A 19,710-nucleotide genomic window follows, 5' to 3' on the forward strand; every position below is an offset into this window, starting at 1 on the left:
TGATGGAGGCAGTCATGTAATCCGCCCCGATCCCCTGCGCGGGCCTTCCTCCCCTCCCCCGACCATGGCGGGAAATCTCTTGGGTCCTTCCTGGGAGGGTCAGGCTCCGCGAGTTGTTCGCGCCCGGTTGCTCTCTGGCTTTTATAAATTTTTCAAAGGCTTGGTGTTTCCATTGGTGTTGTTGTCAGACAATGAAACAGCGCGGGAAGATCAGGTTGCCACGCCACGTCCGACTGTGAACAAGCGGGAACTGGCCAGTCGGCTGCGGATTTCGCTTCCGACATTGACCAGCTGGCTGGATCGTTGGCCGGATTTTCCCGTGGTCGAACGTGGACGCAATGGTGTCAGCTGGACCTTTCATCTGGATGAGGTCTTTGCCTTTCTGACCGCGCGACGCGAAGAGGAAGCGGAAAAAGAGGCCAATCGTGATGCGGAGCTGATGAAGCTCCAGCTTTCACTATGGCCCGAACCTGTTCCTGCGCCCTCGTCCGACAGTCGTCTTTCCATCAAGGAGAGATATGACCTGGCCCGCCTGCAGGACTTGCAGATAAAACAGGCCAAACTGGCTGGAAAACTGGTTCACGCGGAAGATCTGCAGGACCTGTTCACGTCCGTGTTCGGGCGCCTCGGACGTGATATCAATGTTTTCATCCGTCAGTTGGGCCGTGAACAATCATGGCCTGATGCCATGATTCGACAGGCCGAAAGTAAAGTGGCCGATATGCAGCGCACGGCGGTCCAGAAGGTGCTGGACGACATGAAAATAGGCGAAACAGAAGATGACGGACCTCAGCCCGACCTCCTTGGATAAGGTCCGGTTTGTCGATCCACGTACTATTATCTCCAACTCTATCCGGGCCTTCCTGCCGCCGGCGCAGATAGATGTCGCCGATTACGCGGCACAGCATCGTTATCTGGACAACCGCGGCGGTGGATACGTTGGCCGGTGGAACCATGACGAAGCGCCCTACCTCGTCGGGCCGATGCGTATGCTGACCAGTCGCGACCATCTGACCGTCGCGGTGGTTGGGCCTGCCCGAAGTGGCAAGACCGCGATTGGCCAGAACTGGATGTGCCAGTCCATCGACGCGGATCCAGCGGACATGCTGGTTTACAGTGCGACCGACGCCATGATCGAGGAGTACGTGAAGGCGGAAATCAATCCGCTGATCGACAGTCATAAGCGTCTGAAAGATAAATTGGGGAAGTTGCCACGCGACAACTCCATGCATTTCAAGAAATTCTCTAGCATGTGGGTGCAGTTTCTGGCCGCCAGCTACAGAAACCTCATTCAGAAATCCGCACCCCGCATCATTATTACCGAACTGGATGCCTGCGACGGCAATACTTATGAGCTTGCCAGCGTGCGCCGCCAGTCGTTCATGTATGAATCCATGGTGCTGGCCGAAAGTCATCCAGACATGGCTGCCGGCGCCAACCCGGATAAATGGACTGCCGGGGTCATGTCTCTCTATCGGGACAGTGACCGCCATATCTGGTACTGGCCATGCCCGAACTGCAATGCCTACTCCGCCCCCAACCCCATGGGGGAACGGGTCATGACGCTGGACTGGCCTGCGGATGCCCCCCTTGATGAGATCAAGGAAGCCGCACGCCTTGTCTGTCCATGCTGCGGCTCCCTGATCGAAGATAAATGGCGACGCGCCATGAACCGTGATGGCGTATGGGTTGGCACTGGTCAGGCCATCAGCGAGGCGGGCGACATATCTGGCGAACTGGCAGCAAAAGAGATCGCAGGTTTCTGGATCACGGGGGCCATGTCGCCTTTCGTGATCGGCGGCATCGGATCGCTCGCCTATGAAATGGAGAAAGCGCGTCGTGCGCTGGAGAATGGTGAGGAAGACGCGCTCCAGAAGCTCAAGGATGTTACAGTCAAGCGCTGGGGGCTTCCGTTCCAGCCGCCTAAATCGGTTGGCAGCATAGATGCCTGCGTTGTAGCTGAACGTGCCGAACCCGGCATGATACTGGGAACCGTTCCCGAGGGTGTCCGGTTCCTTACCGCAGCAGTTGATATTCAGGGCCGTCATTTCGAGGCAATGGTTCGCGGGTGGGGCATCGGCGGCGAAAGCTGGGTCATCGATTATTTCAGGATGTCAGCGGATCCGGCGACCAGTCCTGCGGATTGGGATGCGTTGCTTCACCGCCTGCGCACACATGTATATCCGCTTGTGGATGCCCCGCATAAAGGGATGAAGATCCTTGCTATCGGTTACGACAGCGGCGGCCAGGAAGGCGTCACGCTCCAGGCGTATGAAGCATGGCGCCGTGCCCGAAAGCGCAAGGACGCGCTGTTCCTTGGCAAAAAGGACGGACGCGATGCCTGGACCATTCTTCCACTCAAGGGGGCGAGCGGTATCAATGCCGCCTCGCTGGTCGTCAACTATCCGGAGACCCAGCGCAAGGACAGGTTTGCAGCCAATCGGGGCGACGTGCCGCTGGGCATTTTCAATCCGAACACTGCCAAGGATGTCGTGGCGCTTCAGCTCCAGCGGGGTGAAGCCGGGCCATTATACGTTCATTTCCCTGCTGCGCTGAAAAGCGCCGCTTCGCCACATCCATTTTTTGACCAGCTGGTGGCCGAACAGCGGATGGCGAATGGCAGATGGGAAAAAGCGACATCGGGGGCGCGAAATGAAGCGCTTGACCTTATGGTCATGACCAACGTGATGGCCAACCTGCACGGATTGCGCCGGATCGACTGGACCGCGCCACCATCGTGGGCAATGCCTCACGATAGCAACGTCCTGGTCGTGGATGTGCCCGGCCCCGTCCACCAGATGGTGGAAAGTCTCAAGGTCATTACCGAAGCCGTCGCGCCATCTCCGATGCCATCACCGCACCCGACCGAGACTATGGCCGAACGTATGAAGCGTCTCGCCCAGCAGTTCGGATCAGGCAATTTCTGAACCGAGGAGATCGAAATGCCACCTGAATTTCTCAAGCTGGGCATATCTGTCGAGGCAGCGGACGTGCAGAAAAATCTGGCAAAACTGTCGGAAACTGGCATCCGGTCAGCTACGGCCAACGCCATGAACAAGCTGGCCAATGGCGCGCGCTGGCAGATTATCGATCGCATGAAAGAGGTGTTTGACAGTCCCAGCCGGTTCACTCTTGGCGGTTTTACCGTCAAGAAGGCGACGCCGTCTGATCTTTCTGCATGGGTAGGCACGATCGATTTCACGCCCAGGGGAACACCCGCCATCCGTTATCTTGGTCCCCAGATATGGGGCGGCCCGCGAGATATGAAGCGGTCAGAAGAATTGCTGTCTGATATATCAGGCGGTCAGTTCTGGGTGCCGGGCCCTGGCGCTCCGCTTGATGCATCCGGCAATATCCAGCGGTCAGAAATCGTACGGATACTGTCGCGCCTGGGCGTAATGCAGCAAAGCCAGAAAAATATGAGCGACCGCACGGCCCGGCGGCTTCAGCGTCAGAATAAAAACGCACGCGGTCAAAGGTCGGAATATTTCGTAGGACATGCGAAAGGGCGCGGCGGAAACGGACGCCCGACAGGCATCTTTAAGCTCGTCGGCCCCGGCAAGGTCGTGCCGATCCTGTGGTTTGTGCCGACGCGTCCGACCTACCGCGTGCGCCTGCCCGTCAACGAAATCGTCGAAAACACGGTATCTGCCCGCATGGAGCGCACCGTGACGAACGCCATCAATGCGGAAGTCAAACGGGAAATGTCCTGATCCTGCCTTCCGCCTGCAGGAAGCCACGCCATGATGAACCGCTTCAACCCATGGGGCGTTCCCCCCATCCAGTATAACCCCAACACCTCGACGCTGGCGGGGATGACCACCGCGCAGCTGCAGGCGGCTCTTGCATCCGCACAGGCCGCCCTAGTCCAGCTCCAGACCGGCGGCAAGGTGGTCTCGGTCAGTTACGCGCAGGGCGATGGTTCACGCTCGGTATCCTACACGCAGGCCAGCCTGCCCAACCTGACCCAGTTCATCATGCAGATCCAGCAGCAGCTGGGCGTCCCCGGCGTCCGGCGCCGTGCATTAAGGCCCATATTCTGATGACGAAACTGACAGACGCATTCGCTGCCCTGTCCGGTCAGCGCGCACCGTCTGTCCCTGCCAGACCGCGTCAGATCGCACGCCCTGCAGCACCCGCAACGCCGCGCGTGACGCCGGATCAGAAGGCACATCCCGTCGGTCCGAACAGACCTGCCGCGCTCAATGCCCCCTATGGCGTGCCCTACGATGCGGCGGATATGTGGGGGCAGCACACCCGGCAATGGGCGCCCCCGCTGTGGTCGGCCGATACGGAACTGAACCCGTGGCGTGACCGGATCGTCAGCCGCGTGCGCGACCTGGTCCGCAATGACGGATGGGCGGCAGGTGCCGTCACCCGCACGTTGGACAACGCCATCGGGGTCAATTTCCACCCCATATCCAAGCCCGATTACCGCGCACTGGCGCACATAACCGGCAACCCGGCATTCGACGCCAAATGGGCGCGGGAATTCGGGCGCGCGGTCGATGCGCGCTGGCGCACCTGGGCCAATGATCCTGGCCGCTATAATGACAGCCAGCGCATGCTGACATTCGGCCAGCAGGCCAACCTGTCTTTCCGGCACCTGCTGGTGGATGGCGATGCACTGACCACCCTGCCGTGGATGCCCGAGCGCGTATCACGTGGTCGTGCCCAGTATGCCACGACCGTGCAGGTCATTGATCCGGACCGCCTGTCCAACCCGCAGATGTTCATGGACATGAGCCGCATGCGCGGCGGCGTGGAACTGGACTATGCCGAAGCCCCGATTGCCTACCACATCCGCCGCGCCCACCAGGGCGACTGGTACAACGCGGCGAAATCAGTGGAATGGGAACGCATCGAGCGCGAAAGCTCATGGGGTCGCCCGCAGGTGGTCCACATGTTCGAACACCACCGTGCCGACCAGCACCGGGGCGGTGCTGGCATGCTCGCCCCTGTCGTCCAGCGTCTCAAGATGCTGACCAAATACGACAGCACCGAACTGGACAGCGCCATCGTCAATGCGATTTTCGCCGCCTATATTGAAAGTCCATACGACCACCAGATGACGGCGGAAGCGCTGGATTCCCCAACCGGCGGTGGCTTCGATGGCGGCCGCTGGGCCGGGCAGCTGGCATGGAATTCGGGTCGGGACCTGTCGCTCCAGGGCGCGCGGATCCCGATGCTCTACCCGGGTGAAAAGATCAACGCCGTCACGGCGGCGCGGCCCAACAGCAACTATGCCGATTTTCAGGCTGCCGTGCTGAACAACGTGGCCAGCGGTATGGGCCTCGCCCCCATGCAGGTCAGCAATGACTGGTCAAAGGTGAATTACAGTTCTGCCCGTGGCGCCCTGCTGGAGGCATGGAAAACGCTCAAGCGTCGGCGGGAAGAATTTTCCATCGGCTGGGCCGCTCCCATCCGCATCGCGTGGATGGAGGAATCCATGGAGGTCGATGACCTGCCCCTGCCTCGTGGCGCGCCCGACTACATTGATGCCCGCGCCGCCTACGCCCGCTGCCAGTGGATGGGGCCCGGTCGCGGCTGGATCGATCCCGTGTCGGAAAAACAGGGCTCCATTCTCGCCATGGATGGCGGCCTGTCCACGCTGGAAAAAGAATGCGCCGAAAACGAAGGCGCGGACTGGGAGGAAAACGTTCACCAGCGCGCCCTTGAGATCGAGACATTCAGGGAACTGGGCATCCCGCTGCCGGAATGGACCGGCACGGAAGCCACGGAAAACACCGAACGCAAGCCGGAGGCTGAATGAGGCACCTCACACTCACCCAGAACCTGCTGGGTCGGCCACTGGCCCTGTCGGGCGAGCGTGTGGCCGTCATACGTCAACTGCTGGCGCAGGGCGCAGACGACATCGGCCTGTTTGGCCGCACCCTGAACGCCGGGTTCTGGCAGGACGATACCGACAGCCGCCCCATCTCCCAGCTGTCGGACATCGTGGCGGGCGTGGGAATCATGCGTATATCCGGCGTCCTGATGCCCGGCTGCGGCGGTTCGCCCTGGTGGGACTGGGTCACGCTGTATGGCGACATCGATGCCGCACTGCGTGAGGCCACGGGCAATGAGGATATAAAGGCAATCGCCCTTCACATCGACAGTCCCGGCGGCACGGTGGCGGGATGCTTCGATACGGCGGACCGCATTTACGCCGCGCGCGGCACCAAGCCGATCGTGGCCATCGTGGATGAAGCCGCCTACTCCGCCGCCTACGCCATCGCCTCGGCTGCCGATCGCATCATCGTCCCCCGCACGGGCGGCGTTGGCTCGATCGGCGTGGTCGGCATGCATGTCGATATCACCGGCATGCTCGACCAGGCGGGCATCAAGGTCACCACCTTCCAGTTCGGTGACCAGAAGACGGACAGTTACCCTACCACGGCCATGACGGATGGCGCTGCCAGCCGCTTCCAGGCGGACATTGATGAAATGGGCGAACTGTTTGTCGCCACCGTGGCGCGTAATCGTGGCCTGTCGCCCGATGCCGTACGCGCGACACAGGCCGCCACCTTCCTTGGCCAGCACGGCGTTACCGCCGGTCTGGCCGACGCCGTCATGTCCGCAGACAGCGCGATGATGGACGTGATCGCCTCGCTGGGCTGATGGCCCACACCATTCCTGACAGGGACAATACGAGCATGAGCAACACGCTACGCGCAGGCGTCAGCCGTTTCGCATTCCTCAACGGCAGCGCTGCCGAGGATGATGACACAAACACCACGCCCGATAACGGCGGCGGCGATAGCGACACCGACGAAAACGGCAAGAAAAAGGGCAAGAAGGCCGACGACGACGGCGGCGACCCGGATACCGATGGCGACGACACCACCGATGCCGAGGACGAAAGCGACGGCGAAAAAGCATCCGCCCGCGCCCGCGAGCGTGGACGTTGCGCCGCCATTTTCAGCAGCACATTCGCGGCCAGCAATCCCGCCGCCGCTGCGGAAATCGCCTTCGGTACCAGCCTGCCCCGCAGTGCTGCCGTCCGCCTGCTCTCCACCATGGGCGCGGTAGCCCCGCCTGCCGCCAAAACCGCAAGCCAGCCACACGCGCGTGAAGGCCTGCGCGAACGCATGGGGCGCGAACCCGGCGCGCCGCCGCTGCCCGCCGGCGGCAATGATGCCGCACAGCAGCCTGGCGCACGCCTCGCCGCCATCGCCAACGCGCGCAAGAACCGCAAGCGCTGAACACAGGAAGCCATTCCATGTCCTACGGTTTCATGCCGGGCATGCAGTCGGTGACGTTCGTCCCCGACCAGCTGATTGCCGGCAATCTCAAGGTCGTCACCCAGCCGATCACGATCGGCGCCAACCAGGCCCTGATCCGGGGTGCCGTGCTGGGCAAGGTGACGGCGACGGGCGAGTACATCCTGTCTGTCGCCACCGCAACGGACGGGTCCGAAACCCCCTGCGCCATCCTGGTCGATGATGTCACCACGGCGGCTGGCGCGACAGTCACAGGCGATGCCTACGTCATGGGCGAGTTCAACACGAACTACATGACCTATGACGCCAGCTGGACGGTCGCCATGCTGACCGAGGCCATGCGCCCGTTCGGCATCTACCTCAAGACGTCGGTCTCCGGCGCCCCTCCCACCGCGTAAAACGGGATAACACTTCATGTCCGGAACTATTTCCGCCGAGGCCGGGGCGCAGGCATCGCTTGCCGCCATGCTGTCGGCATACGACACGGCGCAGCTGATCGGCGCGGTCGAGAACCTGATGGTGGCCGACACCTTCCTGCTCGACAATTTCTTCCCGAACATCGTTGTCAGCGAAACCGAAAAGGTCGCGCTGGACATCGATATCGGTGTGCGCCGCATGTCCCCCTTTACCGCCCCCACGGCCGAGGCCAAGCCGGTCGAGGGACGGCGCATCACCACGAACATGTTCACCCCGGCCTACATCAAGGACCTGCGTAACCCTGACCTGCTGCGCCCCGTGCGTCGTCAGTATGGCGAACGTCTCATGGGCGGCATGACCCCCGCCGAACGCCTGGAGTTCAATCTCGCCTATGAGATCGCGGACCAGGTCGACATGATCAAGCGGCGCATGGAATGGATGGCGGCCCAGGCATTGGTCAGCGGTTCCTACACGGTCTCGGGTGAAGGCTTTCCTGCCGTCGAGATTGATTTCGGACGCGACAGCGCGCTGACCTTCGCCCTGTCGGGTGCCGCACAATGGGGCCAGACCGGCGTATCTCCGTCCGCCTCGATTGATGGATGGGCATCCGCCTTCATGCAGAAAAGCGGGGCCACCCCGCGTGACCTCATTTTCACGACCAGCCCATGGAATGCGTTCAAGGCAGATGTGGGCGTGCTGAATTCCGTGCTGTGGGATCCCCGCGCAGGCGGAGCCGAAATCCAGCTTGGCTCCCAGATCGAGAGCGGCGGCGTGTTCAAGGGACATTGGGGGCAGTACCGCCTCTGGCTGTTCAATGACTGGTTTGTCGATCCCGCCACCGGCATCGAACAGCCTATGATCCCGGACGGCACCGTCCTCATGACATCGCCCCAGCTGGACGGCACGCAGGTCTTCGGCCTGATCGCTGATCCCGAGTTCAGCTACATGCCCATGCCCTACGCGCCCAAGATGTGGATCGAGAAGAACCCGGCGCAGGTCAACCTGCTCATGCAGTCGGCCCCGCTGGTCATCCCGTCGCGGGCAAACGCCGTGCTGAGCGCAACCGTCATGGCTGCCGGTGCCGACGTGTCCGGCCCCGCAATCTGAAGGTAGACAATGACTGACAAGGCAACACCCGTAACCACGCGGGAAATCATCCTGCGCCGCCCCGTCTACACCCAGCCGGGGAAGCGTCCCTCGCCTGCCGGTGCGACCATCGCCGTGTCGGCAGAGGAAGCCGCCATGCTTGTCGCCCGTGGTTTCGCGGCCTATCCCGGCACGGCGGCAGCGGCGCACGTCGCAACCATCTCGCCCAACGGCCCGGGCGAACCACCTCCCGAACAGGTGGCTGCATCCATGCCGGTCGCCCCAGCACTCGTGAAAGAAGCGCCGCCCACGTGAGCATAGACTTCGGCCAGCTTGTCCTGGGGCCGTGTCTCGACACGTTTGGCGCGCCCTATGCCTGGAAGTCCCAGTCTCTGGCCAATCCCGTAACCATCACCGCCATATTCGATGATGGTTACGAGGCGCTGGACCCCATGGGCACCATCCCGGGCATGGCGCCCACGGACATAACGACCAGCCTGCCCCGTCTTGGGGTCCGGCTGTCGGATTTTCCCGTGCCGCCCGTCCAGGGTGACACCTTCGTCATCAACGGCCTGACATACGCCATCCGTGAGGTCCAGCCGGACAGCCACGGCGGCGCACGGCTCGACCTGAACCTGGTGAACAGCAGCCCATGACCCTCTACCGCGTGGAACTGAAACAGGCCGCCGCAACAGCGCTGGCGGGCATCAGTGGCGTGAAAAACGTCTTTATCGACCGCAGCCTGCCCATGACGCCAGCCATGCTGCCCGCCATCATCATATCCTGCCCGCGTGACAATGGGGTCAGTGCCGGTCGCGCCCAGCCGCAGTTCACCCGTGTCTCGCATCTGTACGTGCATGCACGTCTCTGCCACACGTCACCCGAAAATGCCGAGGTGGAAGTCGAGGCCTTCGCGGAACAGATCGAACTGGCAATCATGCTCGATGCCGGACTGCAAGCTATGCTTACGCAGGTCACGGAAATCGAGACGGAAGTCGAAATCAACAGCAAGACTGCCGAACATACGGGTGAGGTCAACATGCATTTCGGCCTCGAATACATCGAGACCTATCCGCCCCCCGGCACCCCGCTCACCGAAATCACCGGCACCATGACCGCGAACGGCAATGCTGATTTCGCCGGTATGCAGACCCCCACCTCCTAAAACCGAGGCCCTCCATCATGTTTGTAAAACCCGCCCCGGGTCGCTCAGTGCGGTGGCCCGGCACGATGCGCCTGCTCAAGGCGCAGGGTGAAACCGTGCCCGAAACGGGCTTCTGGCTGCTGTGCCTGCATAACGGTGATGTGGTGCAGGCCACGCCGCCCGCAGCATCGGCCGCGCCTGTTTCGCCCTCTCCTTCGCCCACGCACCTGTCCGGTGACGCGGCGGCCATCCATGAACCTGCCGAGGCCCACGCATGAGCGGCTCCATCACGGTGCCGGGTTACCCGACCAACAACCGGGTGCCCGGCTTTTATTTTGCCCTGGACAATTCCAGGGCGAATACCGCGTCCTATGGCCGCCGTGTCCTGATCATCGCCCAGACCACAACCGGCGCGGCCCTTGCGGGCACGGCACGTCTGTCCGCCGGGATCAGCGATGCGCAGGGGCTGTATGGCGTTGGATCGCAGGCCGCGATCATGGTGGCAAAGTATTTCGCCCTCGACCCGCTGGGCGAGGTCTGGGTGCTCCCGCTGGCCGATGATGCTGCGGCCGTCGCGGCCAGAGGCTCGTTCGCCATCGCAGGCCCGGCATCCGCATCGGGCACGCTGTGCCTGTATGTGGGCGACCAGCTGATCCCCACGCTGGTCACGGCGGGCGACACGGCCGCAACCATTGCCGAGAATGTCATCACCGCCGCTGCCGCCGTCACCGGCCTGCCCGTCTCGCTGGCAGTGGACGCCACCACGGCAGGGCAGATCAATGTCACGGCGCTGAACAAGGGCCTGTGCGGCAATGACATCGCGCTGGGCGTGGACCTGCTGGGCACCGCTGGCGGGCAGTCCCTGCCGACGGGCGTGTCGGTCACGCTGACCCAGATGTCGGGCGGCACGCAGAACCCGACCACCCTGGCCACCGCGCTGGCCACGCTGGGTGACCGTGTCTATGACCTGTTCATCCATCCCTACACCGACACGGCCAGCCTGACGGCGTTCAAGACGCTGTTCAACAACACCGATGGCCGCTGGGCACCGATGAACCAGCTGTATGGCCACGGCATCACCGCCTACCGGGGCACGTATGGGGAGGCCACCACGTTCGGCCTGACCCAGAACGATCCGCACACCACGGTCATGCCCGTGTCCGACAGTCCGTCCAGCCCGATGGTCTGGGCGGCGCAGGTCGGGGCACTGGTCGCAGCCAGCATTCGCACCAACCCGGCCCTGCCGATCACGGGCGTCGCCCTGACGGTCATGCCGCCCACGGATGCCGGACGCTTCACGCTGGATCAGCGCAACAGCCTGCTGCACGACGGCATCAGCACTTTCACGGTGGACGACAGCGGCACGGTCAACATCGAGCGCCTGGTCACCACCTATCAGGAAAACGCCGAAGGCGTGCCTGATGACAGCTATCTCGACATCGAGACGCTGATGACCGCCATGATCTGCCTGCAGGACATGCGGATCTATCTGGCTTCCATGTTCGCAGGCTTCATCCTCGTGGCCGATGGGACGAAGATCCCGGCGGGTGCGAAGGCCACCACGGCGCAGCTGATCGGCAAAGCCTGCGCCGCCCGCTACAACTGGCAGTGTTCGCAACTGTGGGCGCAGAACGCCGCTACATTCGCCGCCAGCCTGCAGTCGCAGAATCAGGGTGGCGGGCAGGTCTTCCTGCTCATGCCCTATGATTTCGCCAACCAGCTGTGGGTCATCGCTGGCAACTGCCAGTTCGTGAAATCATAAGGAGCCGCCATGTCCGGAACCGTCTATCGCGGGCCGCTTGGCGGCACCGCGACCCTCACCGTCAATGGCATCGTGTTCAATGTCGTGGGCGAAGGCCAGTGGCAGGCCTCTGGCCCGGTCAATGAGACCTCCAAGGGCCAGTCCGCCGTCGAGGGCTTCACCCAGATGCCCGGTCAGGGCTTCATTCAGGCCACCTGCCGTGACCGGCGCGACTTCGCCGTCAGCAGCCTGCAGGGGGCCTCTGGCCTGACCGTCGTGCTGGTGCAGGCCAATGGCAAGGTCATTACGGCCGTTGATGGCTGGCAGACTGAAAACATCAACATCAACACACAGGAAGGCACTTTCGAACTGCATGTCGAAAGTGGCACCGTGACCGAGGATACCGTCTCGTGAGCCATCGCCGCCATACCCAGCCCACCGACGAGGAAGTCCTCGCCATCGTAATCCCGGCCGGGTCAGAAGATGAACAGGAAGATGATGGGGACGACACCCTCGTCATCGACCTGAACCCGCCGCTTGAGGTGAAAAAGACAGGGACGTTCGAGGAACTGCGCCTGCACGAACCCAACGTGTACCATGTCCTGTGCGCGGCGCAGGCGATGGGGCGGCAGATCACGCCGGAATCTGTCTACAATTCCCAGATCGGTCTGGTGGCGCGCATCTCCGGCGTGCCGGAACGGGCCATCATCGAACTGGCCACCACGATCCTCGACCGCGCCGTCGTGTTCGTCACGGGGTTCGAGGAGAATGCGCGGCGCAAGCCCGATGAAGAACCGGATACATCCCCGTCCTTCTCTTTAACTTTCCCCGATCCGATCGAGGCTACCGGCCGCACATTCAGCGACATGACGCTGCGTGAGCCGACGGTGCGCGAACGTCGGATCATGAAGGCGGCGGAATCCAGGGGCACCCCGGAAGCCTTCCTGCAGGCAGAAATCGCCCTGGTGGAGGCAGTCAGCGGATGGCCCAGGGCTGCCGTTCTCAAGATGCCGATCAGCAAATTCGCCCGGGCTGCGGATTATCTGACCGGTTTTTTTCTTTCTGGCCCGGCAACTGGCAACGGCTAGGCGCGGATCTGTGTCGGTTCTTCACCGGCTGGTCGCGCCATGACGTGGAAACGCTGACCGGCACGGAAATGGCCGACGCGATCGAGACAGCCAACCAGATCGCGGCAGAACAGAAACGGGAGGCCGAACGTGCCCAACGCAGGCGTTAAGGTTGTCATCAGCGCGGCCGACCGTGCCAGTCAGACCATTGAGCGGATCAATACCCGCATCGCGCGCATGCAGGCCCCAGTCCGCCGCGTACAGGCTGCTTTCGGTCGCTTTGCCAGCCTGTCGGGCCTGTCCCGACTGAATAACGGCATTGTTGCCGTAGGCCGGTCTGCGGTAGGGGCATTTCGGTCGCTGGGCCAGATCATCCCTGTGCTGGGCACGCTGACCGGGGCCGCCAGCGTGGCGGGCGTGTACCGCCTTGCCAGCGCCTGGGCACAGGTCGGCACGGACCTGCGCACCACATCGCGCACCATGGGCATGGCCCCGCAGAAACTGCAGGCCATGCAGAACGCCGCCAAACTGGCGGGAGGGTCCGCCGAATCCATGGGGGCTGCCCTCCAGCAGCTATCACGGGAACGATGGGCGGCCGTTAACAATCAGGATCCAGCCGCTGCTGCCCGCTTCCGGGCGCTGCAGATTTCGCCCGAGGATGTACGCACCCAGCCCATTGATAAGCTGTTTGAAACTGTCGCCTCCCGCATACGCGGGATACGCAATCCTACAGCGCAGGCCATCGCCGCCACGGAACGCTTTGGGGGAGCCGCGCAGGGCCTGATCCCGATCTTCCAGCAGACCGATAAGGAATGGGAACAGACACTCAATCAGGCGAGGCGTTACAGCCATATGACGCCAGCCATGGTGGAAGCGGCTTACAGCCTGCGCCGGTCACAGGTCGCACTTGGTGAATCGGTTGAGGATTTCGGGAACAGCATTTCAGAAGCCGCCGCCCCCGGCGTCCAGCAGCTTACCGAGTTCATCACCGGGCTGATCGACGCGAACCGCAAATGGATTGCGCAGGACATAGGAGAATATGTCCGGCAGTTCGTGACATGGCTCCGCGCTGGTGGATGGAACCGCATTAAGGGTGACATCACGGGCGTCCATCAAGCCATTACAAACGTGGTTGACCGTCTGGGTGGTTGGAAATCTGCCGGACGTGATGCTCTGGTTGCCATCGCCGCGTTGTATGCCCTGCCGGTCCTGTCCGGCCTTGCATCCATCGCCACGGCGGCCGTTACCATCGGCACGTCGCTTGCGGCCATCAGCCTGCCGGTGGCAGCCGCGATCGCTGCTGTCGGCGCGCTCGGGGCCGCCGGGTACGGGCTGTGGTCTCACTGGAGCGGCATCAGCAAGCGGTTTTCCGACATGTGGGGCGGTCTCAAGGGGGCGTTCCAGAACAATACCGGCTATCTGCGCACCATTACGGAAACACTGTTTCCCATACCTGCAGCGATCATCAATCACTGGGATGGGCTGGGGAAATTCTTCTCATCCCTGTGGGACGGAATCAAGACGGCGTTTTCTTCGGCGTGGGGGTTTATTTCCCCGATCGTGGACAAGATGACGTCCGCTATCGACTTCGTCGCCAATAGCTGGGTCGGCAGGAAACTGGCCTCCATGGCCAGTGCCGCTGAAAGTGGCGTATCCTCCGGTGTCAGCACCCTTGGCAGATATGCCCGGCAGGGACTGGACTGGTACGCCGATTATGCTGATCGCATGACCGGCTACAGGCGTCCCCAGCTGGCCGCCCCCGTGCAGGCGGCTGGCGCCGATGCAGCCCGCCGTTACGGTCTGGATCAGGCGCATTACCTCGCCCTGCTTCGGGCGGAACACGGTGGATACAGCAACGTGTCGGGCGCAGGGGCTTTCGGCCCGGCCCAGCTCATGCCTGCAACGGCGCGATCGCTGGGCGTGGCAGATTCGGTGAATGCCCCCGGTTACGACTGGCGCAGGAACCTTGATGCCGGCGCACGCTATTACCGGCAGATGCTGGATCAGGCACATGGCGATTACGCCGTGGCAGACGCCTCCTATAACGCCGGCCCCAACAGCGCGGCCGTGCGACAGTTCGCCCGGTCGCACGACCTGTCTGACCTGCCGAAAGAAACGCGGGATTATGTCGTTTCCATCGCAGGCATGCGCCGCGATATGGCAGCACCGCCCATGACCGTGCCGCCCGGCACGGCTGCAGGAGGCTCGGCAACGCCAGACAGGAACGGTGGCACAGACCATACCATGACGGTCAAGCTGGAAGCCGAGCGTGGAACACGTGCGCGTGTCACCAGCGCCTCTCCAGGCACCCGTGTCGTCAACCGCACGCCTGTCCAGCAGGCCATGCCGTCCGCCCTCACCTCCATAGGAAACTGACATGTCCGGCACGCTTACAACCCTTGCAGAAGAATATCTGCAGGGGTCGTTTCGTGGCATCCCGTTCTCGGTAATGGGCAGCGGCGGCGGTAACGGGCGCAACTTCCAGATCCACCGTTACCCTTTCCGTAACCAGCCCTGGGCCGAGGATCTGGGACGGGCACCGCGCACCTACCGCATCCGCGCCTTCCTGATCGGCCCCGAATGCCTGGCGCAGCGTGACCTGCTGGCCATGGCTGCGGAAGCGGAAGGCGTTGGCACTCTGGTTCACCCCAGCATCGGGGCCAGGCAGTGCGCCCTCATGCGCTTTGACTGGTATGAGCGCGACGGGGTCATGGGCGTTGTCGATATCGAGATGGAACTGGTGGAAAGCCGGGACTGGCTCGGTTCCCTCATTACCCTTGCGCTCGATGCCGCCATCGGTGTGGCTGCCGCCGCTTTCGGCACGGCCGCTTCATCCGATTACACCACCGGCACCCTTACCCCCTATGCCTACGGCCGATCTGTCCTCAATGCAGGGCGGAACATGGCCAGCAGCTGGGGCGCAGGTGCAGTCGCGGCCATCCGTTCCCCCACCGCCTTCTCCGCCGCCCTTGGCGTGCTGCCGGGCAACCTGGGCCGGTATGTAGGGGGTAACGGAGCTACCGTTGACCCCGCCGCAACCGAAACCAGCGTGCTGGATGGCCTGACCACCAGCGAACAGGTGGTCAGCGCCAATGTCGCCACCCTTGCGGGTGCGGCGGATGCGACCACACTCGCCACGGCCATCCTTGCCGTGCCCGAATCAGTCCGCAGCGCCATTGCCGATCCGGCGGGGCAGATCGCGGTCCTGACCCCACTTGTGTCCTGCGATGCAACGGTCATCGCATCCAGCGCCCCGATCGGCGGTGCCATTGCAACGGCTCAGACCGCCACCGCAACGCTGTGCCGGCAGGCAGCCCTGCTGTCGCTGGCCCGCGCCTGCGGGGACTGGCAGCCCTCATCGTCCGAAGATGCGCAGGCCATGCGGCTCAAGGTCGGCGCGCTGCTCGATGATGAAGCCATCACGGCGGCGGACAACGGCAATGACGCCAGCTTTCAGGCCCTGCGCTCGCTGCGTGCCCAGGTGCTGCAGGATCTGGCGGACCGGGGCGCACGGCTGCCGGATATGATCACCGTCACCCGTAACGCCGCCCTGCCCGCGCTGGTACTGGCGCAGCAGCTCTATGCCGACGGATCCCGCGCACCCGACCTGATCCGGCGCGCGGACCCCATTCATCCCGCTTTCATGCCAACCGAGTTCGAGGCCCTGTCATCATGAGTGGTGCGCTTACCGCCATATCCGACTTTCTGGGGTGGAACAGCACCCCGTCGGATCAGGTCTCGATCGTGGTCACCACAGGCGGCACATCACGCCAGATCACCAACTGGACATCCGCCGTACTGCGGCTGGGCATCGAAATCATGCCATGGACGGCGGCGCTGGGCATGACGGCCGCGCGCGCGGCCGCTGTTGGGGTCAACACCATCAATCCGGGCGATACCTGCCAAGTCTATATCGGGACCGACCTCGTGTTCACCGGCTACGTCATAACCGTGGTGGATGACCTTGGACCGGAAGACCACATGATCGAGGTACAGATCGCCTCGAAATCCGTCGATCTGGTGGAATGCGCCGCCGAGTTCAGCACGTTCCAGATGAACAGTACCAACGTGCTGGCGATCGCCAAGGCTGTCGCCAGTCGCGTTAATATTGACGTGATTTCCGTCAATGGCGCGGGCGATACCGACATCCTCGCCTTTTCCGTCATCCTGACAGAAACCGCCTATGAGGTGATCGAGCGCATATCCCGCCTCGCTGCCGTGCTGTTCTACGACCGGCCCGACGGCAATATCTGCATGTCGGCCGTGGGCACGGCCCGCTCTGCCAGCGGGTTTGCCGTGGGCAGGAACGTCGAACGCATCCAGACCGTGCGCAGCCTTGGCGGCCGGTATTCCAGGGTCACGGCCATCTGTCAGGATACAGTGTCGTTATACACCGACCCGAACGTCAATGCGCTGGCCAGCCAGATGGGCGTGCTGACCGTAGGCGTGGAGGCTACCGACCCTGGCGTGCCACGAACGCGCAACATGTTCATCCCGGTTGAAAACGGGGACCGGGACTACATAGTCACCCGCCAGCGCGTGCAGTGGGAAGTCAACCGCCGCATCGGTCGCGCCTATCCCGTCACGTTGACGACCGACAGCTGGCGTGATGCGGCCGGACAGCTCTGGCTGCCCAACACGCTCGCACCTGTCACCGCGCGGGACGGCACGGTGTCGGACCTGCTGATCGGGGAACTGACCCTGCGCCAGACGGTCGAGGATGGCACGCATGCCGATGTCGTTCTCATGCCGCCCGCTGCCTTCTCGCCCGAACCCCTGCTTAACCCGGTGCTGGCAGACAGGTTCCTGCAGATCATGAGCAGTGCCCAGAGAAGTGTGGACGGATCCGTCCAGACAGAAGCACTGCCCCCGCTGGAGAACAGCACACCATGACCGTACTGCGCAGCGCGCGCCGCGTGATGATGGCACTGGGTATCGGTCGGCAACTGGCCGATACGAACGAAGCCCCCAACACCCCCACCGTGCAGGCCGCCCTCGCTGCAGGCGAGATAAAGTCGGATCTGCCGATCGTGCAGGAATACGGGCTGGCCAGCAGGCCGGTTCCGGGGTCTGACGTAATCGTCGTCTTCATCGGCGGCGACCGCAGCCGGGGCGTGGTCATCGCCACGGGTGACCAGCGCGGTAGGCCGAAAGACCTGCAACCCGGTGAGGTCTGCCTGTTCCATCCGTCCACCGGCAGCCGGATCTGGCTCAGGGCGGATGGGTCAATCTCGATCGCACCGGCCAACGGCAAGACTGCGGTCACGGGTGATCTGACCGCCAGCGGCACCATAACCGGCAATGAAGTCGAGGCGCAGGGTATCAAGCTGTCCAGTCATCCCCACAACGGTGTGGAACCGGGTAGCGGTAATTCCGGGCCGCCCGTGGCCAGCTAGAAACAGGCAGACCTCATGGATATCAAAATTGTCTGGAACGTCCGCGCGGCGCGTGGCGACTGGCCCATCGTGTCCGGTGACCTGGCACTGGACAATTCCCTGCGCTCGGCCGTCCTCGTCTCCCTGTTTACCGATCGCGTGGCACCAACCCAGCCATCATCCGATGACACGGCGGTTGGCATCCAGTCCCCCAGCGGCCCTACGGGAGCGGCCACGGCCGACCGGCGCGGCTGGTGGGGGGATGCGTTTGCGGATCTGCCGATTGGCTCCCGCCTGTGGCAGTTGCGGCGCGCGGTCAAGGTCGGCACGCGGGCCATCCCGCGCGAGATCGAGGACATCTGCACCGAGGCGCTGCAATGGCTGGTCGATGACGGTGTCGCGGCCTCGGTCGACATCTCGGCATGGTGGAACCCCACCGTGCGGACCATGGCCGAATTCTCCATCACCATCACCGAACCGGGCAACAGCACGCCCCAGGTGTTCAAGTTCTCATGGGCCTGGGAGGGTCTGACCTGAAATGGCCTATCCACGTCCAACCCTGTCGCAACTGCGCCAGCAGGCCCTGCAGGATGTCATAAGCGGCGGCATCCCCGGTGTGACCGCGGTGCTGCGCTTCTCGGTCATCTACGTGCTGTCCATGGTTCTGGCGGGGATGTCATGGCTGCATTACGGCTATATCGACTGGGTGGCGAAGCAGTCCGTGCCCTGGACCGCCACGGGGGCCTATCTGGCCGCATGGGGCGCGCTCAAGGGCGTCTACCGCAAGGGAGCCACAGCCGCCAGCGGCACGGCCACCTTCACCGCGACCGGAACGGATATCATCCCGGCGGGCACGCAGCTTGCCCTGCAGGGTGGCCTGCTGGCTACGGCATCGGCTGACAGCGTCACGGATAATGACGTCACCACCGTCAACTGGACGGCCAGCAGCACGGGCACGGCGGGCAACGTCACGCTGGGCACGATCGTCACCCTGTCCAGCCCGGTGCCGGGCATCCAGACCACCGGCACGGTCACCGACATCACCGTCAGCGGCGCGGACATTGAAGACGATACCGATTTCCGCACCCGGGTCATGGACGCCTACCAGGCGCAGGGGCAGGACGGGAAAGCCGACGATTATGTCGGCTGGGCCGAATCCGTTCCGGGCGTTACCCGGGCGTGGGTGGTCGGCAATGGCGCGGGTGCCGGCACCGTGGTTGTCTACGTCATGCTGGATGAAGCCAATGCGACCAGTGGAGGTTTCCCCAACGGCACGAATGGCGCGGCCACGGGGGACGATCGCTACACCACTGCGACCGGCGACCAGCTGACGGTGGCCAACACCATCCAGCCCAGTCAGCCGGTCACGGCGCTGGTCATCGTCTGCGCCCCCATCGCACAGCCCACAGATTTCGTGATCACGGATCTGGGCACCGGCAATACAACGGCCAACCAGAAACTGATCACGGATGCCCTGACGGACATGTTCGTCCGTCTTTCTTCCCCCGGCGGCACCATCAACCCGAACGACTGGGAGGAGGCGATCGGCACGATCGGCCTGGCCAGCTTCGAGGTCCAGTCCCCTACCGGGCCGGTAACGGGCGCCAATGCCGGCACCATGCCGACCCTCGGCACCATCAGCTTCGCGGCGTGACCC

At 63.3% G+C, this 19,710-nt stretch carries 22 protein-coding genes; all 22 read left to right on the top strand.

Going from position 1 to position 19,710, the window contains the following annotated elements:
- Positions 1-79: 79 nt before the first annotated feature.
- Positions 80-811 (top strand): DNA packaging protein, encoded by a 732-nt coding sequence (locus KSAC_RS04310; RefSeq protein WP_243705305.1) that lies wholly within the window; start codon positions 80-82, stop codon positions 809-811.
- Positions 780-2,927 carry a terminase gpA endonuclease subunit gene (locus KSAC_RS04315; RefSeq protein WP_132304387.1) on the top strand — a complete coding sequence of 716 codons (2,148 nt, stop codon included), beginning with the start codon at positions 780-782 and terminating at the stop codon, positions 2,925-2,927. The genes KSAC_RS04310 and KSAC_RS04315 overlap by 32 nt, the downstream gene beginning before the upstream one ends.
- A 123-nt stretch (positions 2,928-3,050) precedes the next feature.
- Positions 3,051-3,713 (top strand): hypothetical protein, encoded by a 663-nt coding sequence (locus KSAC_RS04320; protein ID WP_243705306.1) that lies wholly within the window; start codon positions 3,051-3,053, stop codon positions 3,711-3,713.
- A 30-nt stretch (positions 3,714-3,743) separates the two neighbouring features.
- Positions 3,744-4,043, top strand: a complete 300-nt coding sequence (gene gpW, locus KSAC_RS04325; protein ID WP_243705307.1) for a gpW family protein — start codon at positions 3,744-3,746, stop codon at positions 4,041-4,043.
- A complete protein-coding gene (locus tag KSAC_RS04330) occupies positions 4,043-5,773 on the top strand; it encodes a phage portal protein (protein ID WP_207918768.1) in 1,731 nt (576 codons plus the stop codon). The genes gpW and KSAC_RS04330 overlap by 1 nt, the downstream gene beginning before the upstream one ends.
- Complete coding sequence (locus KSAC_RS04335; RefSeq protein ID WP_132304391.1) at positions 5,770-6,621, top strand: S49 family peptidase; 852 nt, start codon at positions 5,770-5,772, stop codon at positions 6,619-6,621. Before KSAC_RS04330 ends, KSAC_RS04335 begins: the two co-directional genes overlap by 4 nt.
- Positions 6,622-6,656: 35 nt before the next feature.
- Positions 6,657-7,205, top strand: coding sequence for a hypothetical protein (locus KSAC_RS04340; RefSeq protein WP_132304393.1), 549 nt, complete (start codon positions 6,657-6,659; stop codon positions 7,203-7,205).
- Between the two features lie 17 nt (positions 7,206-7,222).
- Positions 7,223-7,621, top strand: coding sequence for a head decoration protein (locus tag KSAC_RS04345; protein WP_132304395.1), 399 nt, complete (start codon positions 7,223-7,225; stop codon positions 7,619-7,621).
- 16 nt (positions 7,622-7,637) lie between these two features.
- Positions 7,638-8,747: a major capsid protein gene (locus KSAC_RS04350; protein ID WP_207918770.1), complete on the top strand. Its 1,110-nt coding sequence runs from the start codon at positions 7,638-7,640 to the stop codon at positions 8,745-8,747.
- A gap of 9 nt (positions 8,748-8,756) precedes the next feature.
- Entirely contained in the window at positions 8,757-9,041 is a 285-nt protein-coding gene (locus KSAC_RS04355; protein WP_132304397.1) for a hypothetical protein, read from the top strand.
- Positions 9,038-9,382 (top strand): head-tail joining protein, encoded by a 345-nt coding sequence (locus KSAC_RS04360; RefSeq protein ID WP_132304399.1) that lies wholly within the window; start codon positions 9,038-9,040, stop codon positions 9,380-9,382. The genes KSAC_RS04355 and KSAC_RS04360 overlap by 4 nt, the downstream gene beginning before the upstream one ends.
- Positions 9,379-9,891, top strand: coding sequence for a hypothetical protein (locus tag KSAC_RS04365; protein ID WP_132304401.1), 513 nt, complete (start codon positions 9,379-9,381; stop codon positions 9,889-9,891). Before KSAC_RS04360 ends, KSAC_RS04365 begins: the two co-directional genes overlap by 4 nt.
- A gap of 17 nt (positions 9,892-9,908) precedes the next feature.
- Entirely contained in the window at positions 9,909-10,148 is a 240-nt protein-coding gene (locus KSAC_RS04370; RefSeq protein ID WP_132304403.1) for a DUF2635 domain-containing protein, read from the top strand.
- On the top strand, positions 10,145-11,632 hold the full coding sequence (locus tag KSAC_RS04375) for a phage tail sheath subtilisin-like domain-containing protein (protein ID WP_132304405.1): 1,488 nt from the start codon (positions 10,145-10,147) through the stop codon (positions 11,630-11,632). Before KSAC_RS04370 ends, KSAC_RS04375 begins: the two co-directional genes overlap by 4 nt.
- A gap of 9 nt (positions 11,633-11,641) precedes the next feature.
- A complete protein-coding gene (locus KSAC_RS04380; protein ID WP_132304407.1) occupies positions 11,642-12,025 on the top strand; it encodes a phage tail tube protein in 384 nt (127 codons plus the stop codon).
- Positions 12,022-12,699: a phage tail assembly protein gene (locus KSAC_RS04385; RefSeq protein WP_132304409.1), complete on the top strand. Its 678-nt coding sequence runs from the start codon at positions 12,022-12,024 to the stop codon at positions 12,697-12,699. Before KSAC_RS04380 ends, KSAC_RS04385 begins: the two co-directional genes overlap by 4 nt.
- A 129-nt stretch (positions 12,700-12,828) precedes the next feature.
- On the top strand, positions 12,829-15,054 hold the full coding sequence (locus KSAC_RS04390; RefSeq protein ID WP_132304411.1) for a transglycosylase SLT domain-containing protein: 2,226 nt from the start codon (positions 12,829-12,831) through the stop codon (positions 15,052-15,054).
- 1 nt (position 15,055) lies between these two features.
- Entirely contained in the window at positions 15,056-16,354 is a 1,299-nt protein-coding gene (locus KSAC_RS04395; protein WP_132304413.1) for a DNA circularization protein, read from the top strand.
- Positions 16,351-17,571 carry a phage baseplate assembly protein gene (locus tag KSAC_RS04400; RefSeq protein WP_132304415.1) on the top strand — a complete coding sequence of 407 codons (1,221 nt, stop codon included), beginning with the start codon at positions 16,351-16,353 and terminating at the stop codon, positions 17,569-17,571. Before KSAC_RS04395 ends, KSAC_RS04400 begins: the two co-directional genes overlap by 4 nt.
- Positions 17,568-18,074, top strand: coding sequence for a phage baseplate assembly protein domain-containing protein (locus KSAC_RS04405; protein WP_132304417.1), 507 nt, complete (start codon positions 17,568-17,570; stop codon positions 18,072-18,074). Before KSAC_RS04400 ends, KSAC_RS04405 begins: the two co-directional genes overlap by 4 nt.
- Before the next feature lie 15 nt (positions 18,075-18,089).
- Positions 18,090-18,590 carry a phage GP46 family protein gene (locus tag KSAC_RS04410; RefSeq protein WP_132304419.1) on the top strand — a complete coding sequence of 167 codons (501 nt, stop codon included), beginning with the start codon at positions 18,090-18,092 and terminating at the stop codon, positions 18,588-18,590.
- 1 nt (position 18,591) lies between these two features.
- Positions 18,592-19,707 carry a baseplate J/gp47 family protein gene (locus KSAC_RS04415; protein WP_132304421.1) on the top strand — a complete coding sequence of 372 codons (1,116 nt, stop codon included), beginning with the start codon at positions 18,592-18,594 and terminating at the stop codon, positions 19,705-19,707.
- Positions 19,708-19,710: the final 3 nt, after the last annotated feature.

It is taken from the genome of Komagataeibacter saccharivorans, assembly GCF_004348195.1.
Lineage (GTDB): Bacteria > Pseudomonadota > Alphaproteobacteria > Acetobacterales > Acetobacteraceae > Komagataeibacter > Komagataeibacter saccharivorans.

Coding starts and splice junctions, on each gene's coding strand:
- KSAC_RS04315 (WP_132304387.1), top strand. CDS start 780: ATGACGGACCTCAGCCCGACCTCCTTGGATAAGGTCCGGTTTGTCGAT.
- KSAC_RS04320 (WP_243705306.1), top strand. CDS start 3,051: ATGAACAAGCTGGCCAATGGCGCGCGCTGGCAGATTATCGATCGCATG.
- gpW (WP_243705307.1), top strand. CDS start 3,744: ATGATGAACCGCTTCAACCCATGGGGCGTTCCCCCCATCCAGTATAAC.
- KSAC_RS04330 (WP_207918768.1), top strand. CDS start 4,043: ATGACGAAACTGACAGACGCATTCGCTGCCCTGTCCGGTCAGCGCGCA.
- KSAC_RS04335 (WP_132304391.1), top strand. CDS start 5,770: ATGAGGCACCTCACACTCACCCAGAACCTGCTGGGTCGGCCACTGGCC.
- KSAC_RS04340 (WP_132304393.1), top strand. CDS start 6,657: ATGAGCAACACGCTACGCGCAGGCGTCAGCCGTTTCGCATTCCTCAAC.
- KSAC_RS04345 (WP_132304395.1), top strand. CDS start 7,223: ATGTCCTACGGTTTCATGCCGGGCATGCAGTCGGTGACGTTCGTCCCC.
- KSAC_RS04350 (WP_207918770.1), top strand. CDS start 7,638: ATGTCCGGAACTATTTCCGCCGAGGCCGGGGCGCAGGCATCGCTTGCC.
- KSAC_RS04355 (WP_132304397.1), top strand. CDS start 8,757: ATGACTGACAAGGCAACACCCGTAACCACGCGGGAAATCATCCTGCGC.
- KSAC_RS04365 (WP_132304401.1), top strand. CDS start 9,379: ATGACCCTCTACCGCGTGGAACTGAAACAGGCCGCCGCAACAGCGCTG.
- KSAC_RS04370 (WP_132304403.1), top strand. CDS start 9,909: ATGTTTGTAAAACCCGCCCCGGGTCGCTCAGTGCGGTGGCCCGGCACG.
- KSAC_RS04375 (WP_132304405.1), top strand. CDS start 10,145: ATGAGCGGCTCCATCACGGTGCCGGGTTACCCGACCAACAACCGGGTG.
- KSAC_RS04380 (WP_132304407.1), top strand. CDS start 11,642: ATGTCCGGAACCGTCTATCGCGGGCCGCTTGGCGGCACCGCGACCCTC.
- KSAC_RS04395 (WP_132304413.1), top strand. CDS start 15,056: ATGTCCGGCACGCTTACAACCCTTGCAGAAGAATATCTGCAGGGGTCG.
- KSAC_RS04400 (WP_132304415.1), top strand. CDS start 16,351: ATGAGTGGTGCGCTTACCGCCATATCCGACTTTCTGGGGTGGAACAGC.
- KSAC_RS04405 (WP_132304417.1), top strand. CDS start 17,568: ATGACCGTACTGCGCAGCGCGCGCCGCGTGATGATGGCACTGGGTATC.
- KSAC_RS04410 (WP_132304419.1), top strand. CDS start 18,090: ATGGATATCAAAATTGTCTGGAACGTCCGCGCGGCGCGTGGCGACTGG.
- KSAC_RS04415 (WP_132304421.1), top strand. CDS start 18,592: ATGGCCTATCCACGTCCAACCCTGTCGCAACTGCGCCAGCAGGCCCTG.